The sequence below is a fragment of the Undibacterium sp. TC4M20W genome (genome assembly GCF_049340245.1).
Taxonomy (GTDB): domain Bacteria; phylum Pseudomonadota; class Gammaproteobacteria; order Burkholderiales; family Burkholderiaceae_D; genus Undibacterium.
In genome coordinates this window covers 137,628-158,208 of the sequence record NZ_JBMPPI010000012.1, presented here as the reverse complement: position 1 = coordinate 158,208, position 20,581 = coordinate 137,628, and the positions used below count along the sequence as shown (strand labels likewise).

16 protein-coding genes are annotated in these 20,581 nt (G+C 52.4%); 8 read left to right on the top strand and 8 right to left on the bottom strand.

What is annotated here, in order from left to right; all coding sequences use genetic code 11:
• Positions 1-8 precede the first annotated feature (8 nt).
• The 6 genes from hydA to ACO0LL_RS16245 all read right to left on the bottom strand — a co-directional run bounded on the left by hydA (position 9) and on the right by ACO0LL_RS16245 (position 9,016).
• Positions 9-1,421: a dihydropyrimidinase gene (gene hydA, locus ACO0LL_RS16270; RefSeq protein ID WP_422951900.1), complete on the bottom strand. Its 1,413-nt coding sequence runs from the start codon at positions 1,419-1,421 to the stop codon at positions 9-11.
• A 196-nt stretch (positions 1,422-1,617) separates the two neighbouring features.
• Positions 1,618-3,066 carry an NCS1 family nucleobase:cation symporter-1 gene (locus tag ACO0LL_RS16265; RefSeq protein ID WP_422951899.1) on the bottom strand — a complete coding sequence of 483 codons (1,449 nt, stop codon included), beginning with the start codon at positions 3,064-3,066 and terminating at the stop codon, positions 1,618-1,620.
• A 318-nt stretch (positions 3,067-3,384) separates the two neighbouring features.
• Entirely contained in the window at positions 3,385-4,659 is a 1,275-nt protein-coding gene (gene preA / locus ACO0LL_RS16260; RefSeq protein ID WP_422951898.1) for an NAD-dependent dihydropyrimidine dehydrogenase subunit PreA, read from the bottom strand.
• 1 nt (position 4,660) lies between these two features.
• Entirely contained in the window at positions 4,661-6,019 is a 1,359-nt protein-coding gene (locus tag ACO0LL_RS16255) for an NAD(P)-dependent oxidoreductase (protein WP_422951897.1), read from the bottom strand.
• Positions 6,020-6,192: 173 nt separating this feature from the next.
• Positions 6,193-7,692: a CoA-acylating methylmalonate-semialdehyde dehydrogenase gene (locus ACO0LL_RS16250; protein WP_422951896.1), complete on the bottom strand. Its 1,500-nt coding sequence runs from the start codon at positions 7,690-7,692 to the stop codon at positions 6,193-6,195.
• A 13-nt stretch (positions 7,693-7,705) separates the two neighbouring features.
• Positions 7,706-9,016 carry an aspartate aminotransferase family protein gene (locus ACO0LL_RS16245; RefSeq protein WP_422951895.1) on the bottom strand — a complete coding sequence of 437 codons (1,311 nt, stop codon included), beginning with the start codon at positions 9,014-9,016 and terminating at the stop codon, positions 7,706-7,708.
• Between the two features lie 183 nt (positions 9,017-9,199).
• On the opposite strand from ACO0LL_RS16245, the gene ACO0LL_RS16240 reads away from it, so the two are divergent.
• From ACO0LL_RS16240 to ACO0LL_RS16230, 3 genes are all read left to right on the top strand, one after another.
• On the top strand, positions 9,200-10,642 hold the full coding sequence (locus ACO0LL_RS16240) for a PLP-dependent aminotransferase family protein (RefSeq protein ID WP_422951894.1): 1,443 nt from the start codon (positions 9,200-9,202) through the stop codon (positions 10,640-10,642).
• Positions 10,635-11,279 carry a TetR/AcrR family transcriptional regulator gene (locus ACO0LL_RS16235; protein ID WP_422951893.1) on the top strand — a complete coding sequence of 215 codons (645 nt, stop codon included), beginning with the start codon at positions 10,635-10,637 and terminating at the stop codon, positions 11,277-11,279. The genes ACO0LL_RS16240 and ACO0LL_RS16235 overlap by 8 nt, the downstream gene beginning before the upstream one ends.
• 166 nt (positions 11,280-11,445) lie before the next feature.
• On the top strand, positions 11,446-13,053 hold the full coding sequence (locus ACO0LL_RS16230; RefSeq protein ID WP_422951892.1) for a DUF3369 domain-containing protein: 1,608 nt from the start codon (positions 11,446-11,448) through the stop codon (positions 13,051-13,053).
• Between the two features lie 26 nt (positions 13,054-13,079).
• Here the strand turns inward: ACO0LL_RS16230 and ACO0LL_RS16225 are convergent, their stop codons facing one another.
• Positions 13,080-13,511, bottom strand: coding sequence for a MerR family transcriptional regulator (locus ACO0LL_RS16225; protein ID WP_422951891.1), 432 nt, complete (start codon positions 13,509-13,511; stop codon positions 13,080-13,082).
• An 82-nt stretch (positions 13,512-13,593) separates the two neighbouring features.
• Here ACO0LL_RS16225 and ACO0LL_RS16220 point away from each other — a divergent pair, with 82 nt between their 5' ends.
• Both ACO0LL_RS16220 and ACO0LL_RS16215 read left to right on the top strand, forming a co-directional pair.
• Positions 13,594-16,167 (top strand): heavy metal translocating P-type ATPase, encoded by a 2,574-nt coding sequence (locus ACO0LL_RS16220; protein ID WP_422951890.1) that lies wholly within the window; start codon positions 13,594-13,596, stop codon positions 16,165-16,167.
• Positions 16,168-16,265: 98 nt separating this feature from the next.
• Complete coding sequence (locus ACO0LL_RS16215; RefSeq protein ID WP_422951889.1) at positions 16,266-17,186, top strand: metallophosphoesterase family protein; 921 nt, start codon at positions 16,266-16,268, stop codon at positions 17,184-17,186.
• Positions 17,187-17,199: 13 nt separating this feature from the next.
• Here ACO0LL_RS16215 and ACO0LL_RS16210 read toward each other — a convergent pair whose 3' ends face one another.
• Complete coding sequence (locus ACO0LL_RS16210; protein WP_422951888.1) at positions 17,200-17,625, bottom strand: MarR family winged helix-turn-helix transcriptional regulator; 426 nt, start codon at positions 17,623-17,625, stop codon at positions 17,200-17,202.
• Positions 17,626-17,710: 85 nt separating this feature from the next.
• Here ACO0LL_RS16210 and ACO0LL_RS16205 point away from each other — a divergent pair, with 85 nt between their 5' ends.
• From ACO0LL_RS16205 to ACO0LL_RS16195, 3 genes are all read left to right on the top strand, one after another.
• On the top strand, positions 17,711-18,085 hold the full coding sequence (locus tag ACO0LL_RS16205; RefSeq protein ID WP_422951887.1) for a cupin domain-containing protein: 375 nt from the start codon (positions 17,711-17,713) through the stop codon (positions 18,083-18,085).
• A 242-nt stretch (positions 18,086-18,327) separates the two neighbouring features.
• Entirely contained in the window at positions 18,328-19,368 is a 1,041-nt protein-coding gene (locus ACO0LL_RS16200) for a GMP reductase (protein WP_422951886.1), read from the top strand.
• Between the two features lie 413 nt (positions 19,369-19,781).
• Positions 19,782-20,543, top strand: coding sequence for an energy transducer TonB (locus tag ACO0LL_RS16195; protein WP_422951885.1), 762 nt, complete (start codon positions 19,782-19,784; stop codon positions 20,541-20,543).
• The last annotated feature ends 38 nt before the right edge of the window (positions 20,544-20,581 follow it).

Sequence of the window (20,581 nt, the reverse complement as noted above, 5' to 3'; positions counted from 1 at the left end):
ATTACTCCTTATGCGCGCATTCTGTTGAGCGCTTGAAACATGGGTGAGAAGGATGGGCGTTTGATATAGCGCCCAGCTCCCATCTCTGCCATTAATTCACCTTGTTTGAACACCAGCTTGCCACCGCTGATGGTGTGGGTTGGTATGCCCTTGACGGTGCGGCCTTCAAAGACATTGAAGTCGCCTTTGGAGAATTGTGTCTTGGCTGACAATGTCTTGGTGCCATTGACATCCCACAGCACGATGTCGGCGTCTGCACCTTCGGTAATAACACCTTTGCGTGGATAGATATTGAAAATCTGTGCACAGTTGGCGGAGGTGACCTTGACGAATTCTGATGGCGTCAGGCGGCCTGTGTTCACACCTGCATCCCACAAGATCATCATGCGTTCTTCTACGCCGCCGCAGCCGTTGGGTATCTTGGTGAAGTCGTCCTTGCCTGCGGCTTTTTGGGCAGCGCAGAAAGTACAGTGATCAGTGGCCGTGGTATGCAGATTGCCGCCTTGCAGGCCTTGCCACAAAGCCTCTTGATGATGGCTGCTGCGGAAAGGCGGGCTCATGACATGGCCTGCAGACTGGGCAAAGTCCGGGTTCTTGTAGACGCTGTCATCTACAACGAGGTGGCCTGCCAGCACTTCACCGAACACGCGCTGGCCGTGGGCACGCGCGCGGGTGATGGCGTCCAGCGATTCCTGGCAGGATACGTGGACGATATATAGCGGCGTGTTAAGCACATTGGCAATGGCGATGGCACGCTGTGCGGCTTCGCCTTCTACCATGGGCGGGCGTGACAGGGGGTGAGACTGTGGGCCTGTCATGCCTTTTTTCATGAGCTCTTGCTGCAGGACATAAACAAGTTCGCCATTTTCTGCATGCACGGTCGGTATGGCACCAAGTTCCAGGGCGCGGGAAAAGCTTTTGACGAGGATTTCATCATCAGCCATGATGGCATTTTTATAGGCCATGAAATGCTTGAAGCTGTTGACGCCATGTTCATTGACGAGCTTGCCCATGTCGGCATGGACGGTCTCATCCCACCAGGTGACGGCGACGTGGAAGGAGTAGTCTCCGGCAGATTTTTCTGCCCAACCGCGCCAGATATTGAAGGCTTCCATCAGACTTTGTTGCGGGTTGGGAATGACGAAATCGATGATGCTGGTGGTGCCACCCGCCAGGCCAGCAGCCGTGCCGGTAAAGAAATCATCTTGCGTGACCGTGCCCATGAAAGGCAATTGCATGTGCGTGTGCGGATCTATGCCGCCGGGCATGACATAGAGGCCACCGGCGTCTATGATTTCGGCACCCGCAGGTGCGTCGAGGTTGTCGCCTACGGCGATGATCTTGCCGTTGTCGCAGAGGACATCGGCTTTAAATTCGCGGTCTGCGTTGACGACAGTGCCGCCGCGTATCAGGATGGTCATGGCAGTTCCTTCATTAATTCATTGGGTGTGTAAATCACAGGAGTCGTTTCTCGTAGGTTGTGCGGCCTTCGTAGGTTGGGCTACGTTTCACCAGCCCAACACTCGGCCCTAGCAAACGTATACGTTTTTAAAGGCCCAGTGTTGGGCAGATAAGGCGATGCCCAACCTACGTTAATATCTCCGTGATTTTGCACATTCAAACCTTCTTACCACTCATCAAACCCATATACACCACACCGGACAAGGCGAGGCCGACAAACCAGGCGTAGGTGTAGATGGTTTTTAATATTTCTGGAATAGCCGGGAAGCTGGCAGGGAAAGCAGCGTTCAAAAAACCCGGGATATTCGGCAAGACGCCGATCACAAAGGCGATCACGGCGGCCATGTTCCAGCCATTTTTATAGCTGTACTTGCCTTCATCCTGGTACAGGGCGTTAACATCAATTTCTGTCTTGCGGATGAAGTAATAATCGATGATCAAAATACCAGCGATGGGTCCAAGCAAGGCGGAATAGCCGATCAGCCAGGTGAAGATATAGCCCTGGGTAGATTCCAGAATCTTCCAAGGCATCATGATCAGCGCGATGGATGCTGTGATATAGCCACCGGTTTTATACGAAATCAGTTTGGGGTTCAGCGCCGAGAAATCATATGCCGGGCCAACAAGGTTGGCGGCCAGGTTGACGGATACGGTATCGATCAGCAAGATCAACAAGGCGATCAATACGGCAATGCCGGTCATGCGGCTGGCGAGGTCTACCGGATCCCACAGGGCTTTGCCGTAGAGGACGACGGTTGCAGAAGTGACGATCACTGCCAGCAGCGCCAGCAAGCCCATGGGTGCAGGCAAGCCTATGGTCTGGCCGAGTATCTGGTCTTTTTGCGATTTGGCGAAACGGGTAAAGTCGGGGATATTCAAAGCCAGCGTGGCCCAGAAGCCGACCATGGCTGTCAGTGAAGGCCAGAAGGTGCTCCAGAATTGCCCGGCTTTTTTACCGCCTTCAACAAACTGGGATGGTTGATCCAGTAAGGGGCCGAAGCCGCCCGCCTTGTTATAGACCCAGCCAAGCAGGACGAAGCAGATAATGATCTTTAAAGGTGCAGTATAGGTTTCCAGCTTGCGTATTGATTCCATGCCGTGGAAGATGTACCAGAACTGTATGGCCCAGAAAATCAGGAAGCACACCAGTTGTGCGGCATTAATGCCCAGACCGGCAATATTGCCACCACCCAAAGGATGTCCAATCAACACCCCACCCAGGGTATAAATCATTTGTCCGCCAAACCACGTTTGTATGCCATACCAACCGCAGGCGACGATGGCACGCATGAGGGCAGGCAAACGTGCACCGCGTACACCAAAGGAGGTGCGCGCCAGCACGGCATAAGGGATACCGTATTTGGCACCAGCATGGCCTATCAGCAACATGGGGACGAGCACGATGGCATTGGCAATAAACACCGTCACCACGGCCTGGTAACCCGACATGCCACCTTCAATCAGGCTGGCAGCCAGTGTATAGGCCGGGATACACATGACCATACCCACCCACAAAGCGGCAAAGTGATACCAGCGCCAGGTACGCTGTGCTTCTGAAGTAGGTGCTAAATCCTCATTCCAAAGTTGCCCGCTTTGTGTCTGCATATACTCTCCATTAGGTGTCAGCAAGTGAATTAGCGATACATTCAAGACCTCTCAACACAGAGGCACAGAGACACAGAGAAAATCAAGAGGAAAACCATATGGTTACCTTACACTTCTCTGTGCCTCAATACTCAGATACTGAATGATCTTTATATATCTACTTTATAGCAGATTTATAGCAAACTTCGTTCCAACATCAACATCTAACAACACTTGAAAATTCAAAACAGATCAATCGACCTGAACTGCCTTGAACTCTCTTGCCTTTCTCTGTGAACCCTCTGTGTCTCTGTGCCTCTGTGGTGAGTGGTTTTAAACCTATTTCAACACAGCACGCGGGTTGCGCGGGTCTTGCGTCCAGTTCATATATGGCTTGCCTGTCGCCTGGGGCACCATGGTGATGCACTGTTCTACCGGGCAGGTGATCTGGCAAAGGTTGCAGCCTACGCATTCTTCCTTAATGACTTCGTATTTGCGGGTGCCATTGTCGGCGATCAGCTGCGCAATCGACTGGTGCGATGTGTCTTCGCAGGCGATGTAGCAGCGGCCACATTGTATGCATTTGTCCTGATCGATCTCGGCAATGACAGCATAGTTCATGTCCAGGTATTTCCAGTCTGTCGTATTGGCGACAGCCTTACCGGCAAAGTCACTGATGCGCTCATAGCCTTTTTCATCCATCCAGCGCGACAGGCCGTCTGTCATTTCCTTGACGATGCGGAAACCATGCAGCATGGCGGCGGTACAGACCTGCACCGAGCCTGCACCCAGCGCCAGAAATTCTGCTGCATCGCGCCAGTTGCCTATGCCGCCTATGCCTGAGATGGGCAGGCCTTTGGTGGCCGGGTCACGGGCGATTTCTGCCACCATGTTCAAAGCGATAGGCTTGACTGCGCTGCCACAATAACCACCATGCGTGCTTTGTGTGCCGACGATGGGGCGGGCGATCATCTGGTCCAGATCAATAGACGTGATGGAGTTGATGGTGTTGATCAGCGATACCGCATCTGCACCACCATTGAAGGCAGCACGGGCTGGCACGCGCACATCGGTGATGTTGGGTGTGAGCTTGACGATGACGGGTAGTGAGCAATACTTTTTGCACCAGCGTGTGATCATTTCCACATATTCTGGCACCTGGCCTACGGCTGCGCCCATGCCGCGTTCTGGCATGCCGTGCGGGCAGCCAAAGTTGAGTTCTATACCGTCTGCGCCTGTGGCTTCTACCATTGGCAGGATGCGTGCCCAGCTTTCTTCTTCGCAGGGGTACATCAGCGACACGATCATGGCGCGGTCTGGCCAGTCTTTTTTGACTTGCGTGATTTCGCGCAGGTTGATTTCCAGGCTGCGGTCGGTGATGAGCTCAATATTATTAAAGCCGATGACTTCACGGTTCTTGCCAAAGTGGGCAGAGTAACGCGAAGAAACGTTGACCGGTGGTGGGTCTTCACCCAGGGTTTTCCAGACCACGCCGCCCCATCCTGCTTCAAAAGCGCGGATGACATTATAGGCCTTGTCGGTCGGTGGTGCAGAAGCCAGCCAGAAAGGATTGGGTGCCTTGATACCGGCAAAGTTAATCGAGAGGTCAGCCATATTACACCTTCGCTTTCAAATCATTATCAATCGCCAGCGCTGCCAGCTTGCCATGTTGGACTGCCTGTACGGTCAGGTCCTGACCGTCGGCGATACAATCGCCACCGGCATAAATGCCTGATACGCTGGTGCGATAATGGGCATCCACATGGATTTTGTCATTCTGCTTTTGCAGGTCTTTTGCCAGATCATCCGCCAGGCTGCTGTTGTCCATGCATTGACCAATGGCCTTGAAGACGGCTTGTGCGGGGATGTCGATCGTTGCACCACTGGCTTGCAATTTGCCGCCCACTTCTTTGGTACGCGCAAAGCGCATGCCGCTGACCTTGCCTTCGGCATCACGCAAGACTTCTTGCGGTTGCACCCAGGTGACGATGCGCACCTGGTTGGCTTTGGCGATGTCCTGTTCATGATGAGTGGCAGACATATGTTCTGCACCACGGCGGTACACCAGGGTGACCTGCTCTGCACCAAGGCGGGCGATTTGCACTGCCATGTCGATAGCGGTATTACCGGCACCGATGACCACGCATTGTTTGGGTACGGGCAATTTAGTCAGGTCTTCTGCCTGGCGCAACTCGGCAATGTAATCGACCGCTGCCATCAGGCCGGGTGCATCTTCACCTGTCAGGCCCAACTGGCGGCTGGCACCCAAGCCAAGGCCCAGGAAGACGGCATCATAATCACGACGCAAATCTGCCAGATGCAGGTTCTGGCCCAGTACCTGTTCATGCTTGACGGTGATGCCGCCAATTTGCAGCAGGAATTCAACTTCACGCTGGGCGCTGTCTTCTGTCAGTTTGTATTTGGCGATACCATATTCATTGAGGCCGCCGGATTTTTCCTTTGCTTCAAAAATCACGACATCATGGCCCAATGTAGCGAGCCTGTGCGCACAGGATAAACCTGCTGGGCCACCGCCGACGATGGCGATTTTCTTGCCTGTGCTGGCAGCACGCTGGAAAGGATGCTGTTCGAATTTTGCATTGTCGAGTGCAAAGCGTTGCAGCAGACCGATCTTGACTGGTGCACCTTCTGCATCATGATTGCGCACGCAGGCATGCTCGCACAAAATCTCGGTCGGGCAAACGCGTGAGCAGCTTGCTCCAAGGATGTTTTGATCGAGGATGACCTTGGCTGCACCATTGATATTGCCGACAGCAATATTCTGGATAAAGCTGGGCACATCAATTTCTGACGGGCAGATGCGTGTGCAGGGAGCGTCGTAACAATAGAGGCAGCGGTCACTTTCTATCGCTGCCTGGCGCTTGTTCAGTGCCGGATTCAAATCAGTGAAATGCGAACGCAGCGTTTCCTGACTTTCTTCTGCCTGGGGTAAATGCTTAAGGGCTTCCAACATGGTGGCTCCAATCGATCTTGAGAATTCTTTTTACAAGCAATTTTCGTGACAGCTAATTTACTACTTTAGGATTTACGAAAAATTGTCCCAGCAAGGCGCAGCGACGAAGACAGTACTTTAGTACGGCTAGGAGCTGCAACGCCGCCGGGGCGATTTTCTCGTAAGTCCCGCGTTTATTTATTTTGAGGGAAGGAGAATTCTGCCCCCTTGGAAATACTATCTGGCCAGCGCTGCATGACTGCTTTCACACGCGTATAAAAACGCACGCCTTCAGGGCCATAGATGTGATGATCGCCAAACAGGCTGCGCTTCCAGCCACCAAAACTATGAAAGGCCATGGGCACAGGCAAAGGTACATTCACACCGACCATGCCGACCTGTATCATGCGCACGAATTCACGTGCAGTACCGCCATCGCGGGTGAATACAGCGACGCCATTGCCATATTCATGTTTGTTGATGAGGTCTGCTGCTGCTTCCATGTCTGGTACACGCACTACGCACAATACCGGGCCAAAAATTTCTTGCTTATAGACGGTCATTTCTGGCGTGACATGATCGAACAGGCTGCCACCGCAGAAAAAGCCTTGTTCATGTCCCGGTACTTTGAAGTTGCGGCCATCGACAACAAGCTTCGCGCCTTCTGCCACACCGTCACCGATCAGGCTTTCTATGCGCTCTTTGGCGGCGTGAGTAATGACTGGGCCCATTTCCGCATCAGGGATAAGGCCATTATTGATCTTGAGAGATTTGACACGCGCTGCCATGGCATCGACCAGGGCATCAGCAGCAGAACCAACCGCGACGGCAACCGAGATCGCCATGCAGCGTTCACCGGCAGAACCGTAGGCTGCGCCCATCAGGGCATCGACTGCCATGTCCAGATCAGCATCTGGCATGACAACCATGTGATTTTTTGCGCCGCCCAGTGCCTGCACGCGCTTGCCATTGGCGCAACCGCGTGCGTAGATTGCCTGAGCGATTGGCGTCGAACCGACGAAGCTGATAGCCTGCACTTCTGGATGATCAAGCAAGGCATCAACGACAGTTTTATCACCCTGCACGACATTGAAAACACCATCTGGCAAACCCGCCTGCTTGAGCAGTTTTGCATGCAGCAAGGATGCAGATGGATCACGTTCAGACGGTTTCAGCACGAAGGTATTACCGCAGGCGATCGCGATAGGGAACATCCACATTGGCACCATAACGGGGAAGTTGAAAGGCGTGATGCCTGCAACGACACCCAGCGGCTGGCGCATGCTGCAGGCATCGATGCCGCGGGCGATCTGTTCGGAATATTCACCCTTCAACAGTTGTGGTATGCCTATCGCAAACTCCACCACTTCTATGCCGCGTGCGACTTCGCCCTTGGCATCGGCCAGGGTCTTGCCGTGTTCCTTGGTCAGAAGATTGGCAAATTCATCGGTATGCTGTTGCAGCAGGTTCAGGTAAGCCATGAGCACGCGGGCGCGTGACAAGGCTGGCGTGTTTGACCATGCAGGAAAAGCTTTTGCCGCTGCGGCAACTGCCAGATTAACGTCCTGCTCGCTGCCCAATGCGACCTGGCCTTGCACCGAACCGAGTGCCGGATTATAAATATCAGCAAAGCGTGGCTGCACGCTTTGATGCAGTTCACCGTTGATGTAATGATTGACTTGATATGTGGTCATGATGTTCGCCGGATTAATCGAGGTGTTTCAAAATGTCGTGCAATTTGCCAAACAACTGGTCTACGTGTTTTTTCTCCAAAATCAATGGAGGTGACATGGCGATGATGTCGCCCGTCGTGCGTACCAGTACGCCTTCAGCAAAGGCTTTTTTGTAGGCTGCCATGGCACGTGCACCGACTTTGCCTGGCATGGATTCGAGCTCTATCGCACCGATGAGACCGACATTGCGCAAGTCTATGACGTGTGGCAAGCCTTTCAGGGAATGCAGGCCATCTTCCCAATAGGCAGTCATGCTTTGTGCGTGTTCCAGCACTTTTTCTTCCTTGAATACTTTGAGGGAAGCCAGACCAGCAGCAACAGCCAGTGGGTGACCGGAATAGGTGTAGCCGTGGAACAGTTCTATGCCTGCAGGGCCTTCCATCAAGGCATCGTATATTTTTTGATGGCTGAACACTGCGCCCATGGGTACGACACCATTGGTCAGGCCCTTGGCCGTCGTCATGAAGTCAGGTGTCACACCAAAATAGTCAGATGCAAACGGTGTACCCATGCGGCCAAAGCCGGTGATGACTTCATCAAATATCAGCAGGATGCCATGCTTGTCGCACAGTTCACGCAAGCGTTTCAGATAACCTTTTGATGGCAGGATGACGCCGGCAGATCCAGCCAGCGGTTCAACGATGACAGCAGCGATGGTGGAGATATCGTGCAGGGCAATCAGGCGTTCGAGTTCATCTGCCAGATGTGTGCCGTATTCTGGCAGGCCACGGGTGAAGGCATTTTTTTCCAGGTTATGCGTATGCGGCAGGTAATCAACACCGGCCAGCAAGGTGCCAAATTGTTTGCGGTTGGCTGGCAAACCACCGAGTGACATGCCGCCAAAGCCTACGCCGTGGTAGGCACGTTCACGGCTGATGAAGCGGGTACGCTGTGCTTCGCCACGGCTGCGATGGTAAGCCAGCACCATTTTCATGGCTGTATCGACTGCTTCCGAGCCGGAGTTGGTATAAAACACCTGACCAAACTTGTGGCCGCTATAGTCTATCAACTGTTCTGCCAGCTCAAAGGCTTGCGGATGGCCGATCTGGAAGGCGGGTGCGTAATCCAGGGTCGCGACCGCATCTTGTACCGCTTTCACCACAGTTGGGTGGGAATGGCCCAGCGGCACGCACCACAGGCCTGCCGTACCGTCGAGTATTTCGCGGCCATTCTGGTCACGGTAGTACATGCCAGAGGCAGAAGCCACCAGGCGCGGCGCTTCTTTATAGTCACGGTTGGCCGTGAAAGGCATCCAGTAGGAATTGAGTTGTTGTTTGCTGAGCATGGGTTTCTCCTCGACACTGAAAACAATTTACCAAGTGGTAAAAATATGCTGAAATGCTAAATAAGCATATGCAGTAATGACATATACAGCCAGTTTAATTTCATCCAACCGTATTGGTAGCCGAGGCATAACAGTTATGTGCAACTGCACAATGTAGTTTATGTCTAGCGAGGAGTAAAAAGCATGGACGCCGTAAAAGAAGTGCAGGCAGTAGAGCAAAGCCCGGCCTGGCCGCAACTGTCACTGGAGCGCAGCCGTCAGGCCAGCCTGGTCGATCAGATTGTGCAGGAGGTAACAAGGCTGGTGCGTCAGAACGACCTGGCGCAGGGCAGCAAGATGCCGTCTGTACGACAGTTTGCCAAATGCAATGCGGTAAGTACCTTTACAGTTGTGGAATCTTACGAGCGCCTGATCACCCTGGGCTTGCTGAGTTCACGTCGCGGTTCTGGTTATTTTGTCACCAAACCGGCCTGTACACCGCAGCCTATGGCGCAAGCCGTCATACCAAGTGCTCTGGATGCCTTAAGCCCGGATTTGTACTCTGGCGTATCTAGCGCCCTGCCAGTAGGTTCTGGCTGGTTGCCACCAGAGTGGTATGGCGATGACATCTTGCTGGATGCCCTGAAGCAATCCATGCGCATCCCTACCCAGCGCCTGCGTGGCTATGGCAACCCGCTGGGTTTCCCCAGCTTGCGTCAGCATCTGGCCAGCAGCCTGTCGCAGGAATTGTTCAGTGTTGATTCTGAACAGATTTTGCTGACCCATGGTGCTACTCATGGCTTTGACCTCATCCTGCGTACGCTGTGCAAACCCGGTGACACTGTACTGGTTGAAGACCCGGGTTATAGCAATCTGCTATCCCTGATACGCCATCACGGTTGCATACCGATAGGCATAGCCCGCGATGAAAAAGGCCTGAACCTTGACAGCCTCATGGAAAAAGCCCTGCTGCATCAGCCCAAGCTGATGTTTGTGAATACGGTCTTGCAAAACCCGCTGGGCACCAGTCTGACCCAGGCGCAGGCACACCGTCTGCTGGCTTTGGCAGAACAGTTTGACTTCTGGCTGGTTGAAGATGATATTTACCGCGAGCTATGCCCACGGCCTGAACCCTCGCTGGCGGCAATGGATGGCTTGCGTCGTGTGATACGTGTGGGCAGTTTTTCCAAGACCCTGTCCCCTACGCTGCGCGTAGGCTCGATCTGCGCATCGCATTCGCTGATCGGTGAATTGCTGAGGGTGAAGATGCTGGCGGGTTTGACAACATCTGAAATCAATGAACGCGCGGTGCTACATGCAATCAGTTCGCGCCTGTACCGGCGCATGCTGGAAAAGCTCAAGCGGCAACTGGAAACCTCACGCAATGCCAGCATGGATATGCTGTTGGCCGCAGGCTTGACACCACTGGCAGAACCACGCGGCGGCATGTTCATCAGTGCGGGCTGGAAAGACAGCAAGGCCAGTGCCAGCGAGATTTCACGCCAGGCTTTGCAGGAAGGCATTTTGCTGGCACCGGACGAATTCTTTAGCCTGCGCGCCAGCGACCACCCATGGTTCCGTTTCAATATCGCTTATAGCGGTGATGAAGCATTGAAAAACTTTTTGATGAAGCAGCGTCATGGATAGAGCGCCAGACAAACTCACGCGCTCACGCGATGCGCTGCAAGCCCGCATCATGCAGGCGGCGGTCGAGGTGTTTGCTGAAGCTGGTTATGCAGGCACTGCACTGGCATCGATAGCCGAGCGGGCTGGCCTGTCGAAACAGAATTTGCTGTACTACTTCCCGACCAAGCAAATCCTGTATGAAAAGGTGCTGGACCAGGTACTCGATCAGTGGCTAGAACGCATGAATATCCTGGCAGACCCCGACCATGACCCGGCGACATTGCTTGGCAATTACATACGTGCCAAACTGCGTTTCTCGCGTGAACAACCACAGGCATCTCGCGTATATGCGATGGAAGTCATCAGCGGTGCACCTGTCTATGCCGAGACCATGCGCAATAAAATACTGCCCTTATTGCAAAAAGATATAGCCGTTTTTGAAGCCTGGATGGCGGCTGGAAAAATCGCCGCGGTCAATACGACACACCTGTTATTTTCCATCTGGGCGATGACGCAGTCGTATGCTGACTTTGCAGCACAAATGAGCCTGGTGCTCGGTCATAGCCCATTAAACAATAATGACTTTGAAGAAGCCGAGACATTAATAGTTGATATGGTATTGCATCGACTGAACCTGCACGCCGTAGCCCCTGTCTAGTTGCCCTTGGGTTTGTGGTAATGTAAATGTCTGTCAAATACCACGGAAATAAAATAATGCCTGAAGGCATTGAAGGGAAATTGCTGGCATAATAAATTCTGAGATACAAGCCATTTCGATTGATTTTCCATAAGTCATGTTGCAGTGCAAATGATCGGGGGAATGCATGAATCACGAACAGGGATCAGACGAAGACTGGATCATCGAAGATGAAAAGGATGATCAATCACAGCAGCAGCTTGATGCCTCATTTGAATCACACCCCTGGCGTCTGCTCATCGTCGATGATGAAGAAGACATACACGCCGTAACCCGCCTTGCCCTCTCCAATATCGTCTTCAAGGGCCGCCCGCTGGATATACTGTCAGCGCACAGTGCATCTGAAGCATTTGATATCTTAAGTAAAGAAAACGACATCAACCTGATCTTGCTGGATGTCGTCATGGAAACCGATGACGCTGGCCTGCGTCTCGTCAAACGCATACGCGAAGAGTTAAAAAATCAACTGGTACGCATTGTCCTGCGCACTGGCCAGCCTGGCCAGGCACCGGAGAAAAGTGTCATCGTCGATTACGATATCAATGACTATAAAACCAAGACCGAGCTGACTACCCAGCGCCTGTTCACGACCGTCATCGCGTCCTTGCGCGCCTATGAAGGCTTGGTGTCGATAGAGCGCAGCCGCATAGGTTTGACGCGCATATTGCAGGCGTCTGCCAACCTGTATGAGTTGAAGTCTTTGAAGGAATTTGCCAGTGGCGTGCTCAACCAGATAGGTGCGATACTCGATGTTGGTGCCGATGGCGTTTTATGCCTGTCACGCAATCCGGTAGGTAACCCTGGCGGCAACCTGCAAGCCAGCATCATTGCGGCCACCGGTACCTATAGTGATTTTTCAGGCCTGGACAAATTGCCACAGGATTGCGAATGGACCGCCATCGTAGAAAAAGCCTTCAACGAAAAGAAAAGCCAGTTCCAGCATCCTGCCGATGTCTTGTTCATTCACACCAGACAAGGTCATGAATTTGCGATATTAGTGACACCGCCCTGGCCACTGGGGCAAATGCAGCGCGACTTGCTGGAATTATTCTGTGACCGCATCGCTGCTGCCTTTGATAACCGCTATCTCAACGAGCAACTACAAAAAGCCCAGGAAGCCTCGGTGGTTGCCCTGACCGATCTGGCAGAATCTCGTGACACCGATACAGGCGGCCATGTGCAGCGCGTTTGCAGGCTGACCAATGCGATTGCCAATGAACTCAAGCGGCGCAATGATTTTGCCGCTGACCTGACACCGCAATTCATGGAAATGGTGGGCATCGCCAGCATCCTGCATGATGTAGGCAAGGTGGCAACGCCAGATGCCGTGCTGCTGAAAGCAGGCGGGCATGACAAAAATGAACGCATCATTATGGAATACCACGCACTGGCGGGCGAAACCGTATTGGCGCGCGCTGCCACCATGGTTGATGGCGTCAGTTACCTGACTTATGGCTCGCAAATTGCGGGCAGTCATCATGAACATTTTGATGGACAGGGTTACCCACGCAAACTGAAGGGAGAAGAAATCCCCCTGTCAGCACGCATAGTAGCGGTTGTTGATGTGTTTGATGCCCTGCTGCACCGCCGCCCTTACAAGGAACCATGGTCACTCGAAGACACCATTGCCTACATCAAATCCAGGAGCGGCAAGCAGTTTGACCCTTTGGTCGTTGATGCCTTGATCCATTATGTACAGACCGAACAACCGGACTGGGTCGCCAGCGGAGAATAAGCAAGTCTGGCCCCGGCCCATCCATCTCAATGCTGACAAGCTTTTGCGTCTGCCGGCTTATCACTTGCCAGCGCCTGGATAATCGGGCACTGCGCCTGTTCAGTTGATGAAGCGCATTGATGTATCAGTTCGGTCAACATATCTTCCATCCTGTGCAGGTCGGCCAGCTTGGCCTTTACCTGCAACAAACGCTCGTGCGCGACATCGCGTATGGACTGTCTGTCATTACCATCTTCCAGCATCAGCAAATTGGCAATTTCATCGAGGCTGAAACCTAACTCCTGTGCTCTTTTGATAAAGCGTATGCGTTCAGCCAGGCTAGCGGGATAGGTTCTGAAGCCGCTGGCTACTTCGGGCACGGGCAGCAAATCGCGGCGCTGGTAATAGCGTATGGTTTCTACCCCTACGCCCGCTGCCTTGGCCAGTTGCCCTATCGTATATTGATCTGCATCAGACATTATTAAATAGTCCTTGACTCTGTTCTTGGGTACGGAGTCTATGATAAGGCAATATCATTTTATCTGTACGGGAGCATCATTCATGACCCAGGATCACACCACTCACGAGCATGGCGGCAATTGTTGTGGGCACAAGCATGACGAGCAGGCAACTGCAGTTCAGGGAAAAAAATACACTGATCCTGTGTGCGGCATGCAAGTCAGCAAGAACAATGAGAAGACAGCCCGTTTTCAAGGTGTCGCCTATTATTTTTGCAGCACGTCCTGCGTCAGCAAGTTCAATGCGGCGCCACAAAACTATGTCAAGGCCAAGAAAGTGATAGGTCTGGGCAAAGTGAACAACGATGCCATGCAAAGCGATGCCAATGGCGAACACAAAGACCCAGTCTGCGGCATGCGCGTCAATGCCCAAAGCCAGCACCAGTTTGAGCATGATGGGCAAAGCTATTATTTTTGCTGCAATGCCTGTCTAGAAAAATTTCGCAAAGACCCTGCTGCCTGGCTGGACCCGGCAAAACGCCTTGCCCCAAAACCAGTAGCTAAAGATGCGATCTTCACCTGCCCCATGCATCTGGAAATAGAGCAGGTAGGCCCGGGCACTTGCCCGCTGTGCGGCATGACACTGGAACCCAAGGAAGCCTCGGCAGAAGAAGATACCAGTGAGCTTGATGACATGTCGCGGCGCTTCAAATTCAGCCTGGTACTGAGCTTGCCGCTGCTGATCATGACCATGGGTGACATGTTGCCTGGCATATCGTTTCATCACCTGCTGGGCATGACGGCGTTCAACTGGCTGCAATTCTTCCTGGCGACGCCCGTCGTGCTATGGGCTGGCCTGCCATTTTTTGAGCGTGCGCTGGCTTCCTTCAAAACCGGGCATCTGAACATGTTCAGCCTCATAGGTGTGGGCACTGCTGCAGCTTATATATTTAGCCTGGTGGCATTGCTGTTGCCAGGCATCTTGCCTGCCGCCTTCAAGATGGATGGCATGGCACCACTGTATTTTGAAGCAGCGGCCGTCATCATTACTTTAGTCTTGCTGGGACAGGTACTGGAATTGCGGGCACGCTCGCAAACCAATGCAGCGATCAAGGCATTATTGGGTTTGACACCTGCAACGGCGATACGCATTGCTGCTGACGGCAGCGAAAAAAAAATTGCTCTTGATGAAGTACAGACTGGCGACAACTTGCGCGTCAAGCCGGGCGCGCATATCCCTGTTGATGGTGCCGTGCTGGATGGTCATAGCAATGTCGATGAAGCCATGCTGACAGGTGAACCACTGCCCGTCAGCAAACAGGCCGGTGACAAAGTCAGTGCTGGTACCATCAACCAGCAAGGCAGCTTCAGCATGCGGGCTGAACGCATAGGCAAGGATACCCTGCTCGCCAGCATCATCAATCTGGTGAACCAGGCCGGGCGTTCACGCGCACCTATCCAGAAGCTGGCGGATCAGGTATCCGGCTGGTTTGTACCGGGTGTGATTGCAGCAGCCGTGCTGGCCTTCGTTGCATGGGCTTTATGGGGACCAGCACCGGGCATGGCGAATGGTTTGATGGCTGCAGTATCAGTGTTGATCATTGCCTGCCCTTGTGCACTTGGCCTGGCCACACCGATATCGGTCACAGTGGGCATAGGCCGTGGTGCGCGTGATGGTGTGCTGATCAAGGATGCAGAAGCACTTGAGAGACTGGAAAAAATCGATACCCTGCTGATAGACAAAACCGGCACGCTGACAGAAGGCAAACCCACACTGCAACACTTCAGCGTTGCCAGCGGCGAATCAGAAGCAGACTTGCTGGCGCTGGCCATGGCGCTGGAACAACGCAGTGAGCATCCAGTTGCCCATGCCATCGTCAGCTATGTAATGACTCGCGGTGCAAAGCCCATTGCCATCAGCGATTTTACGTCCATCACAGGCAAGGGTGTCAGCGCCACGATGGATGGCAAGACGGTCTTGCTCGGTAACCCTGCGCTGTTGAAAGAACATGCCATAGCGCTGCCAGGCTTTGAATCAAAAATCAACGATCTGCAGGCGCAGGGACATACCGTCATGCTGCTGGCAGTAGCACAAAAAGCTGTGGCCCTGCTCAGTGTCGCAGACAAGATCAAGAACAACAGCAAAGAGGCCATCACTCAATTGCAGCAGCAGGGGATGCACATCATCGTGCTGACGGGTGATAACACCAGGACTGCGCAGGCGGTGGCAAAACAACTGGGGCTCGACGATGTGCGCGCAGACTTGCTGCCTGCAGACAAGTTCCGTATCGTGCAGGAATTGCAGGCACAGGGCCGTGTGGTTGCCATGGCTGGCGATGGCATCAATGATGCACCTGCGCTAGCGCAGGCAGACGTCGGTATTGCCATGGGTAGCGGCACGGATGTTGCCATGCATAGCGCTCATGTAGTGTTGGTCAAAGGTGATTTGCGCGGCATAGTCAAAGCCCGCGCCCTGAGCAGACAGGCGATGAAAAACATCAGGCAAAACCTGTTCTTTGCCTTCGCGTACAATTTTGTCGGCGTGCCCATTGCAGCAGGCTTGCTTTATCCATGGTTCGGTATTCTCCTGAGCCCCATGATCGCCAGTGCTGCCATGAGCCTGAGTTCGGTCTCCGTCATCAGCAATGCACTGCGCTTGCGGTCCGCAAAACTATAGTGTGCTGATAGCAAACTGAATGACAAACCGGAGGAACAGGTAAAATACGCGCCTGTTCTTGCCAGCACCTGGCATAGCCTTACCAAATAAAGAATTTCATGCGTATTTCTATCCTGGCCTTTTGTATTGCCACGCTGTTTATTTTGCCTGCAAATGCAGCCGAAAAGACCAAACCGGCAAGTAAAAAAACTGTTGAAAAATCTGTCAGCGCCACTGTGTATGTGGCTGGTGATATTGCTGACTGTCGCAAAAGGCCACCTGTCGAAAGCATGGCTGCCAGGACGGCAGAACTGATTGCCGCCGGCCTTGCCAAAGACAGCACGGCCAGGACGATTACCCTGGGCGATAATACTTATCCAGTCGGCAAACCCGAAGAGTTCAGCAACTGCTATGAACCCACCTGGGGACGCTTCAAGGAAAAAACCCTGCCATCACCGGGTAATCATGATTACGGCATGCCCAAGGCTTTGGGGTATTACAATTATTTTGGTGAACTGGCTGGCCCGGATCGCCGCGGTTACTATGCGACCAGGTTGGGCAAATGGTATATCTTCTCGCTCAACAGCAATCTGGACCAGGCCCAGATGCAAGTACAATTGAAATGGCTGAAGGACGAACTGGACAGCAATAAACAAAGCTGCACCCTGGCCTTCTGGCATCACCCTGTGTATAGCTCTGGCGGCCATGGCAATAACAAGAATATGCAGGAAGCCTGGGCCATGCTGGCAGCAGCCAAAGCAGATATCGTGCTGGCCGCGCACGACCATGATTACGAACGCTTTGCCCCTCTTGATGCAAATGGCGACAAGGACGACAAAAATGGCATGCGCAGTTTTGTCGTTGGTACCGGTGGTGCGAAGCTGACGCCGATGTTCCTGCCCAAGGGAACAACCGAGTTACGCGACAATTCTACCTATGGCGTATTGAAACTGACTCTGCATGCCAAGTCCTACGAGTGGGAATTTTTGCCTGTTCCAGGGCAGACACTGGTAGATAAAGGCCAGGCTGCCTGCCACTGAATACCAGACTTGCTTACAGTGGGCGCAGCTTGGGTAAACCATAGTCTGCGTCCGCTGTAATCTGCTCAAGCACAGCGCGCATGGCTTTTATTTTGCTTGCGCCCATGCTCTCAATTAAACGATGTTCAAACTCCTGGTGAAAGGCGCGCGCCACCTTCATCAGGGCCAGTGCACGCGGCGTCAGGTGCAGTAATCTCACCCTTGCATCAGTAGCGTCGTCTTCACGTCGCACATAGGCTTTTGCTTCCATATCATTGACGATTTTTAGCGCGCCCTGTGGGGTCATCCCCAGGCTTTCTGCAAGCTGCTTGAGGTTTTGCGGATTATTCTCCAGCAAACGAAAAACATAGCCGAAAGAACTGCCGACATCGGCATAGCCTTGCTGTGCCAGATGTTGATGCAATTGTTCTTTGAAGCTGCCAAAAGCCAGATTCAGCAATACGCCGAGATCAATATGTGCTTGCGTGGTAATTTAATTCACCTTAGTTTATAATCTTTGGTGAATTATATCACACGAGAAAATTATGAATCTGATCGACGCATCATCCGCCAAAGTGTTTACCATGCATGAGGCCACCTTTATCGGTCTTGCCTCACCCAGCCGTGGCTCAACGGAAAATTCAGCCTGGATCGTTGAACTAAGTGCCAACAAACCCGGTGTCGCGCACCAACTGACACGTGAAGAGATATTTATCTGCCTTTCAGGAGCGGCAAAGGTCAGCATGGGAGACCATCATCACACGCTAAGCGCAGGCGCATGCCTGATCGTACCTGCTCATACCCGTTTTTCAATCAGCAAGACCAGCGATGAGAATTTCAGGGCCGTGGCAATCTTGCCAGTAGGTGCTGAGGCAGTGCTGGAAGATGGCAAGACATTCACGCCACCATGGGCGCTGTAATCACACATTAACCACACATTAACGACTCATTAGCGGCACATTAAAAAGGCAAGCTGACCAGCATATAAGCTTGACAATATCCGGGGTATCCAGAATATGAAATGGATGATAAGGTCCATATCAAATTCAAATGATGATTCCGGATTTTTTTGCACTATACTCAAGTACGGCTCAACAACTTAGTCAGCTTTGCTGCCTGGGTTGTCACTTCCCGCGTCCGCCAGACGCATTATGGAGTCGTTATGCATATAGAAGAAACCCTCAGGCTGGATTTCAAGGATGTTTTGATACGTCCAAAACGGTCCACCCTCACTTCGCGCTCTCAGGTCAATCTGGAACGTGAATTCGTTTTCCATCATTCCCGCAAGACTTATCACGGTATCCCCATCATTGCTGCGAACATGGATTCTACCGGCACCATGGAAATGGCCGCCGCGCTGGACCCGCACCAATTATCGGTCGCCCTGCACAAGCATTATGATGAAGATGCGCTGGTCGACTATTTCTCTGCTTTGCAAAAGAAGTCGACAGCCTTTTATTCCATGGGTATTACCCAGTCCGATTTTGAGAAATTCTGTGCCGTCATGGCGCGCGCCCAGAATGCCATAGAATATGTCTGCATCGATGTGGCGAACGGTTATACCGAGGGCTTTATCAATTTCGTCAAAAAAGTGCGTACCACTTACCCGCATCTGACCATCATGGCAGGCAATGTGGTGACCGGTGATATTACTGAAGAACTGATACTGGCCGGTGCCGACATCGTCAAGGTGGGCATAGGCCCGGGCTCAGTCTGCACAACGCGCAAGATGACAGGAGTGGGTTATCCGCAATTATCAGCCGTGATTGAATGTGCTGATGCTGCGCATGGCCTGGGCGGGCAAATTTGTGCCGACGGTGGCTGTGTCGTACCAGGTGATCTGGCCAAGGCTTTTGGTGCCGGTGCCGACTTTATCATGCTGGGTGGCATGCTGGCTGGTCATGATGAATGTGCTGGCGATCTGGTAGAACGTGATGGTCAGCAATTCAAACGCTTCTACGGCATGAGCAGTCGCGCTGCAATGGACAAGTACGCAGGTGGCGTTGCCAAATACCGTGCGTCAGAAGGCAAGGAAGTATTGATCCCTTACCGCGGCCCGGTGGAAACAACCTTGCAGGACATACTCGGTGGCGTGCGCTCTGCCTGCACTTATGTGGGCGCGCACAAACTCAAGGAACTGACCAAGCGCACGACCTTCATCCGGGTCACCCAGCAATTGAATGAAGTGTTCGGAAAATCCTGACCTGAATCAAGCCTGTTTAGCACTAAACAAAATTAACATAATCTCGTAACAATACTATAAGCCAGCTTCGCAAGAAGTTGGCTTTTTTTTCATAATTATTATCAATTAAATGATTTAGCCTGCATTTGGCATAAATCATGCATAGATATGCGAAATTTATGCCATTTTGATCGGTGAATTTTCATGATTTCAATCACATCTGTGATTTGAATATTGCTAAGTGCCTACATCCATGGCAGGATAGCCGTTCGGATTTGTGAAAATTTCCTGCGCAGCGAGCAAAATTATTTTGCACCAATTTATTGCATTTATTTTGAAATGCACTATTTTCATGCGAACATTCTGTTCGCTGCGATATAGCCGATTGCTTGATTTAACTTTAGCTTTAAAAACGGTCTTTTGTCTGGAGTAATATGAAAACGGTAGTTACTAAAACAACAGGGAAGTTATCATTTCTCACTTTCAGCCTGGCATCCAGTGCCTTGCTCATTACTGCCTGCCAAAAAACACCGGAGCCTGCTCCTGTTGCCAGTGCACCAGAGGCACCTTCATCGACAGCCATGCCAACTGGTCTGGTAAAAAATCCAGTCAAACATGCTGATACTGCCGATGTGACGAAGTGGATGGATATGGCATCCAACAAGTCAGCCGCGCAAATCGCCAAAGAAGAAAAACTGGCGAAAGAAGCTAAAGAGGCCAAAGAAGCAAAAGAGGCTAAAGACGCCAAGGATGCAAAAGCGGCAGCAGAAGCAAAAGCCCTGGCAGCCAAGGTAAAAGACGCGCCTAAAGCGGCATCAGCAACGGCTACCGCACCTGCCCCGGTACCTGTCGCCGCTGCCCCCAAGCCGGTAGAAACGCCAACGCCAGTAGTCGCTGCTGCACCAAAGCCTGCACCAGTTGCGGCACCGGTTGAAAACCTGACTTTAAAAGTCGTCTCCAGCGTACAGCCCAAATACCCCAGCACTGCAGTACGCGCAGGCATCACCTCAGGTGTAGTCAGCGCGCGCGTGCATATTGATACGGATGGCAAGGTCTCGCAGGTAGAAATTGTCAAAGCCAATCCACCCAAGCATTTTGACAGGGAAGTGATTGCTGCTGCGTCTCAATGGAAATACGCGCCGATTTCCAAGCCACTGACCACTTTGCTGGAATTTAATTTCAAGCTCGACAATTAAGCCTAGCCTTAACAAAAGAGCCTGTCTGATCAACATCA

Excerpts from the sequence above, each read along its gene's own strand:
- hydA (WP_422951900.1), bottom strand. The coding sequence starts at position 1,421 with ATGACCATCCTGATACGCGGCGGCACTGTCGTCAACGCAGACCGCGAA.
- ACO0LL_RS16265 (WP_422951899.1), bottom strand. The coding sequence starts at position 3,066 with ATGCAGACACAAAGCGGGCAACTTTGGAATGAGGATTTAGCACCTACT.
- preA (WP_422951898.1), bottom strand. The coding sequence starts at position 4,659 with ATGGCTGACCTCTCGATTAACTTTGCCGGTATCAAGGCACCCAATCCT.
- ACO0LL_RS16255 (WP_422951897.1), bottom strand. The coding sequence starts at position 6,019 with ATGTTGGAAGCCCTTAAGCATTTACCCCAGGCAGAAGAAAGTCAGGAA.
- ACO0LL_RS16250 (WP_422951896.1), bottom strand. The coding sequence starts at position 7,692 with ATGACCACATATCAAGTCAATCATTACATCAACGGTGAACTGCATCAA.
- ACO0LL_RS16245 (WP_422951895.1), bottom strand. The coding sequence starts at position 9,016 with ATGCTCAGCAAACAACAACTCAATTCCTACTGGATGCCTTTCACGGCC.
- ACO0LL_RS16240 (WP_422951894.1), top strand. The coding sequence starts at position 9,200 with ATGGACGCCGTAAAAGAAGTGCAGGCAGTAGAGCAAAGCCCGGCCTGG.
- ACO0LL_RS16235 (WP_422951893.1), top strand. The coding sequence starts at position 10,635 with ATGGATAGAGCGCCAGACAAACTCACGCGCTCACGCGATGCGCTGCAA.
- ACO0LL_RS16230 (WP_422951892.1), top strand. The coding sequence starts at position 11,446 with ATGAATCACGAACAGGGATCAGACGAAGACTGGATCATCGAAGATGAA.
- ACO0LL_RS16225 (WP_422951891.1), bottom strand. The coding sequence starts at position 13,511 with ATGTCTGATGCAGATCAATATACGATAGGGCAACTGGCCAAGGCAGCG.
- ACO0LL_RS16220 (WP_422951890.1), top strand. The coding sequence starts at position 13,594 with ATGACCCAGGATCACACCACTCACGAGCATGGCGGCAATTGTTGTGGG.
- ACO0LL_RS16215 (WP_422951889.1), top strand. The coding sequence starts at position 16,266 with ATGCGTATTTCTATCCTGGCCTTTTGTATTGCCACGCTGTTTATTTTG.
- ACO0LL_RS16205 (WP_422951887.1), top strand. The coding sequence starts at position 17,711 with ATGAATCTGATCGACGCATCATCCGCCAAAGTGTTTACCATGCATGAG.
- ACO0LL_RS16200 (WP_422951886.1), top strand. The coding sequence starts at position 18,328 with ATGCATATAGAAGAAACCCTCAGGCTGGATTTCAAGGATGTTTTGATA.
- ACO0LL_RS16195 (WP_422951885.1), top strand. The coding sequence starts at position 19,782 with ATGAAAACGGTAGTTACTAAAACAACAGGGAAGTTATCATTTCTCACT.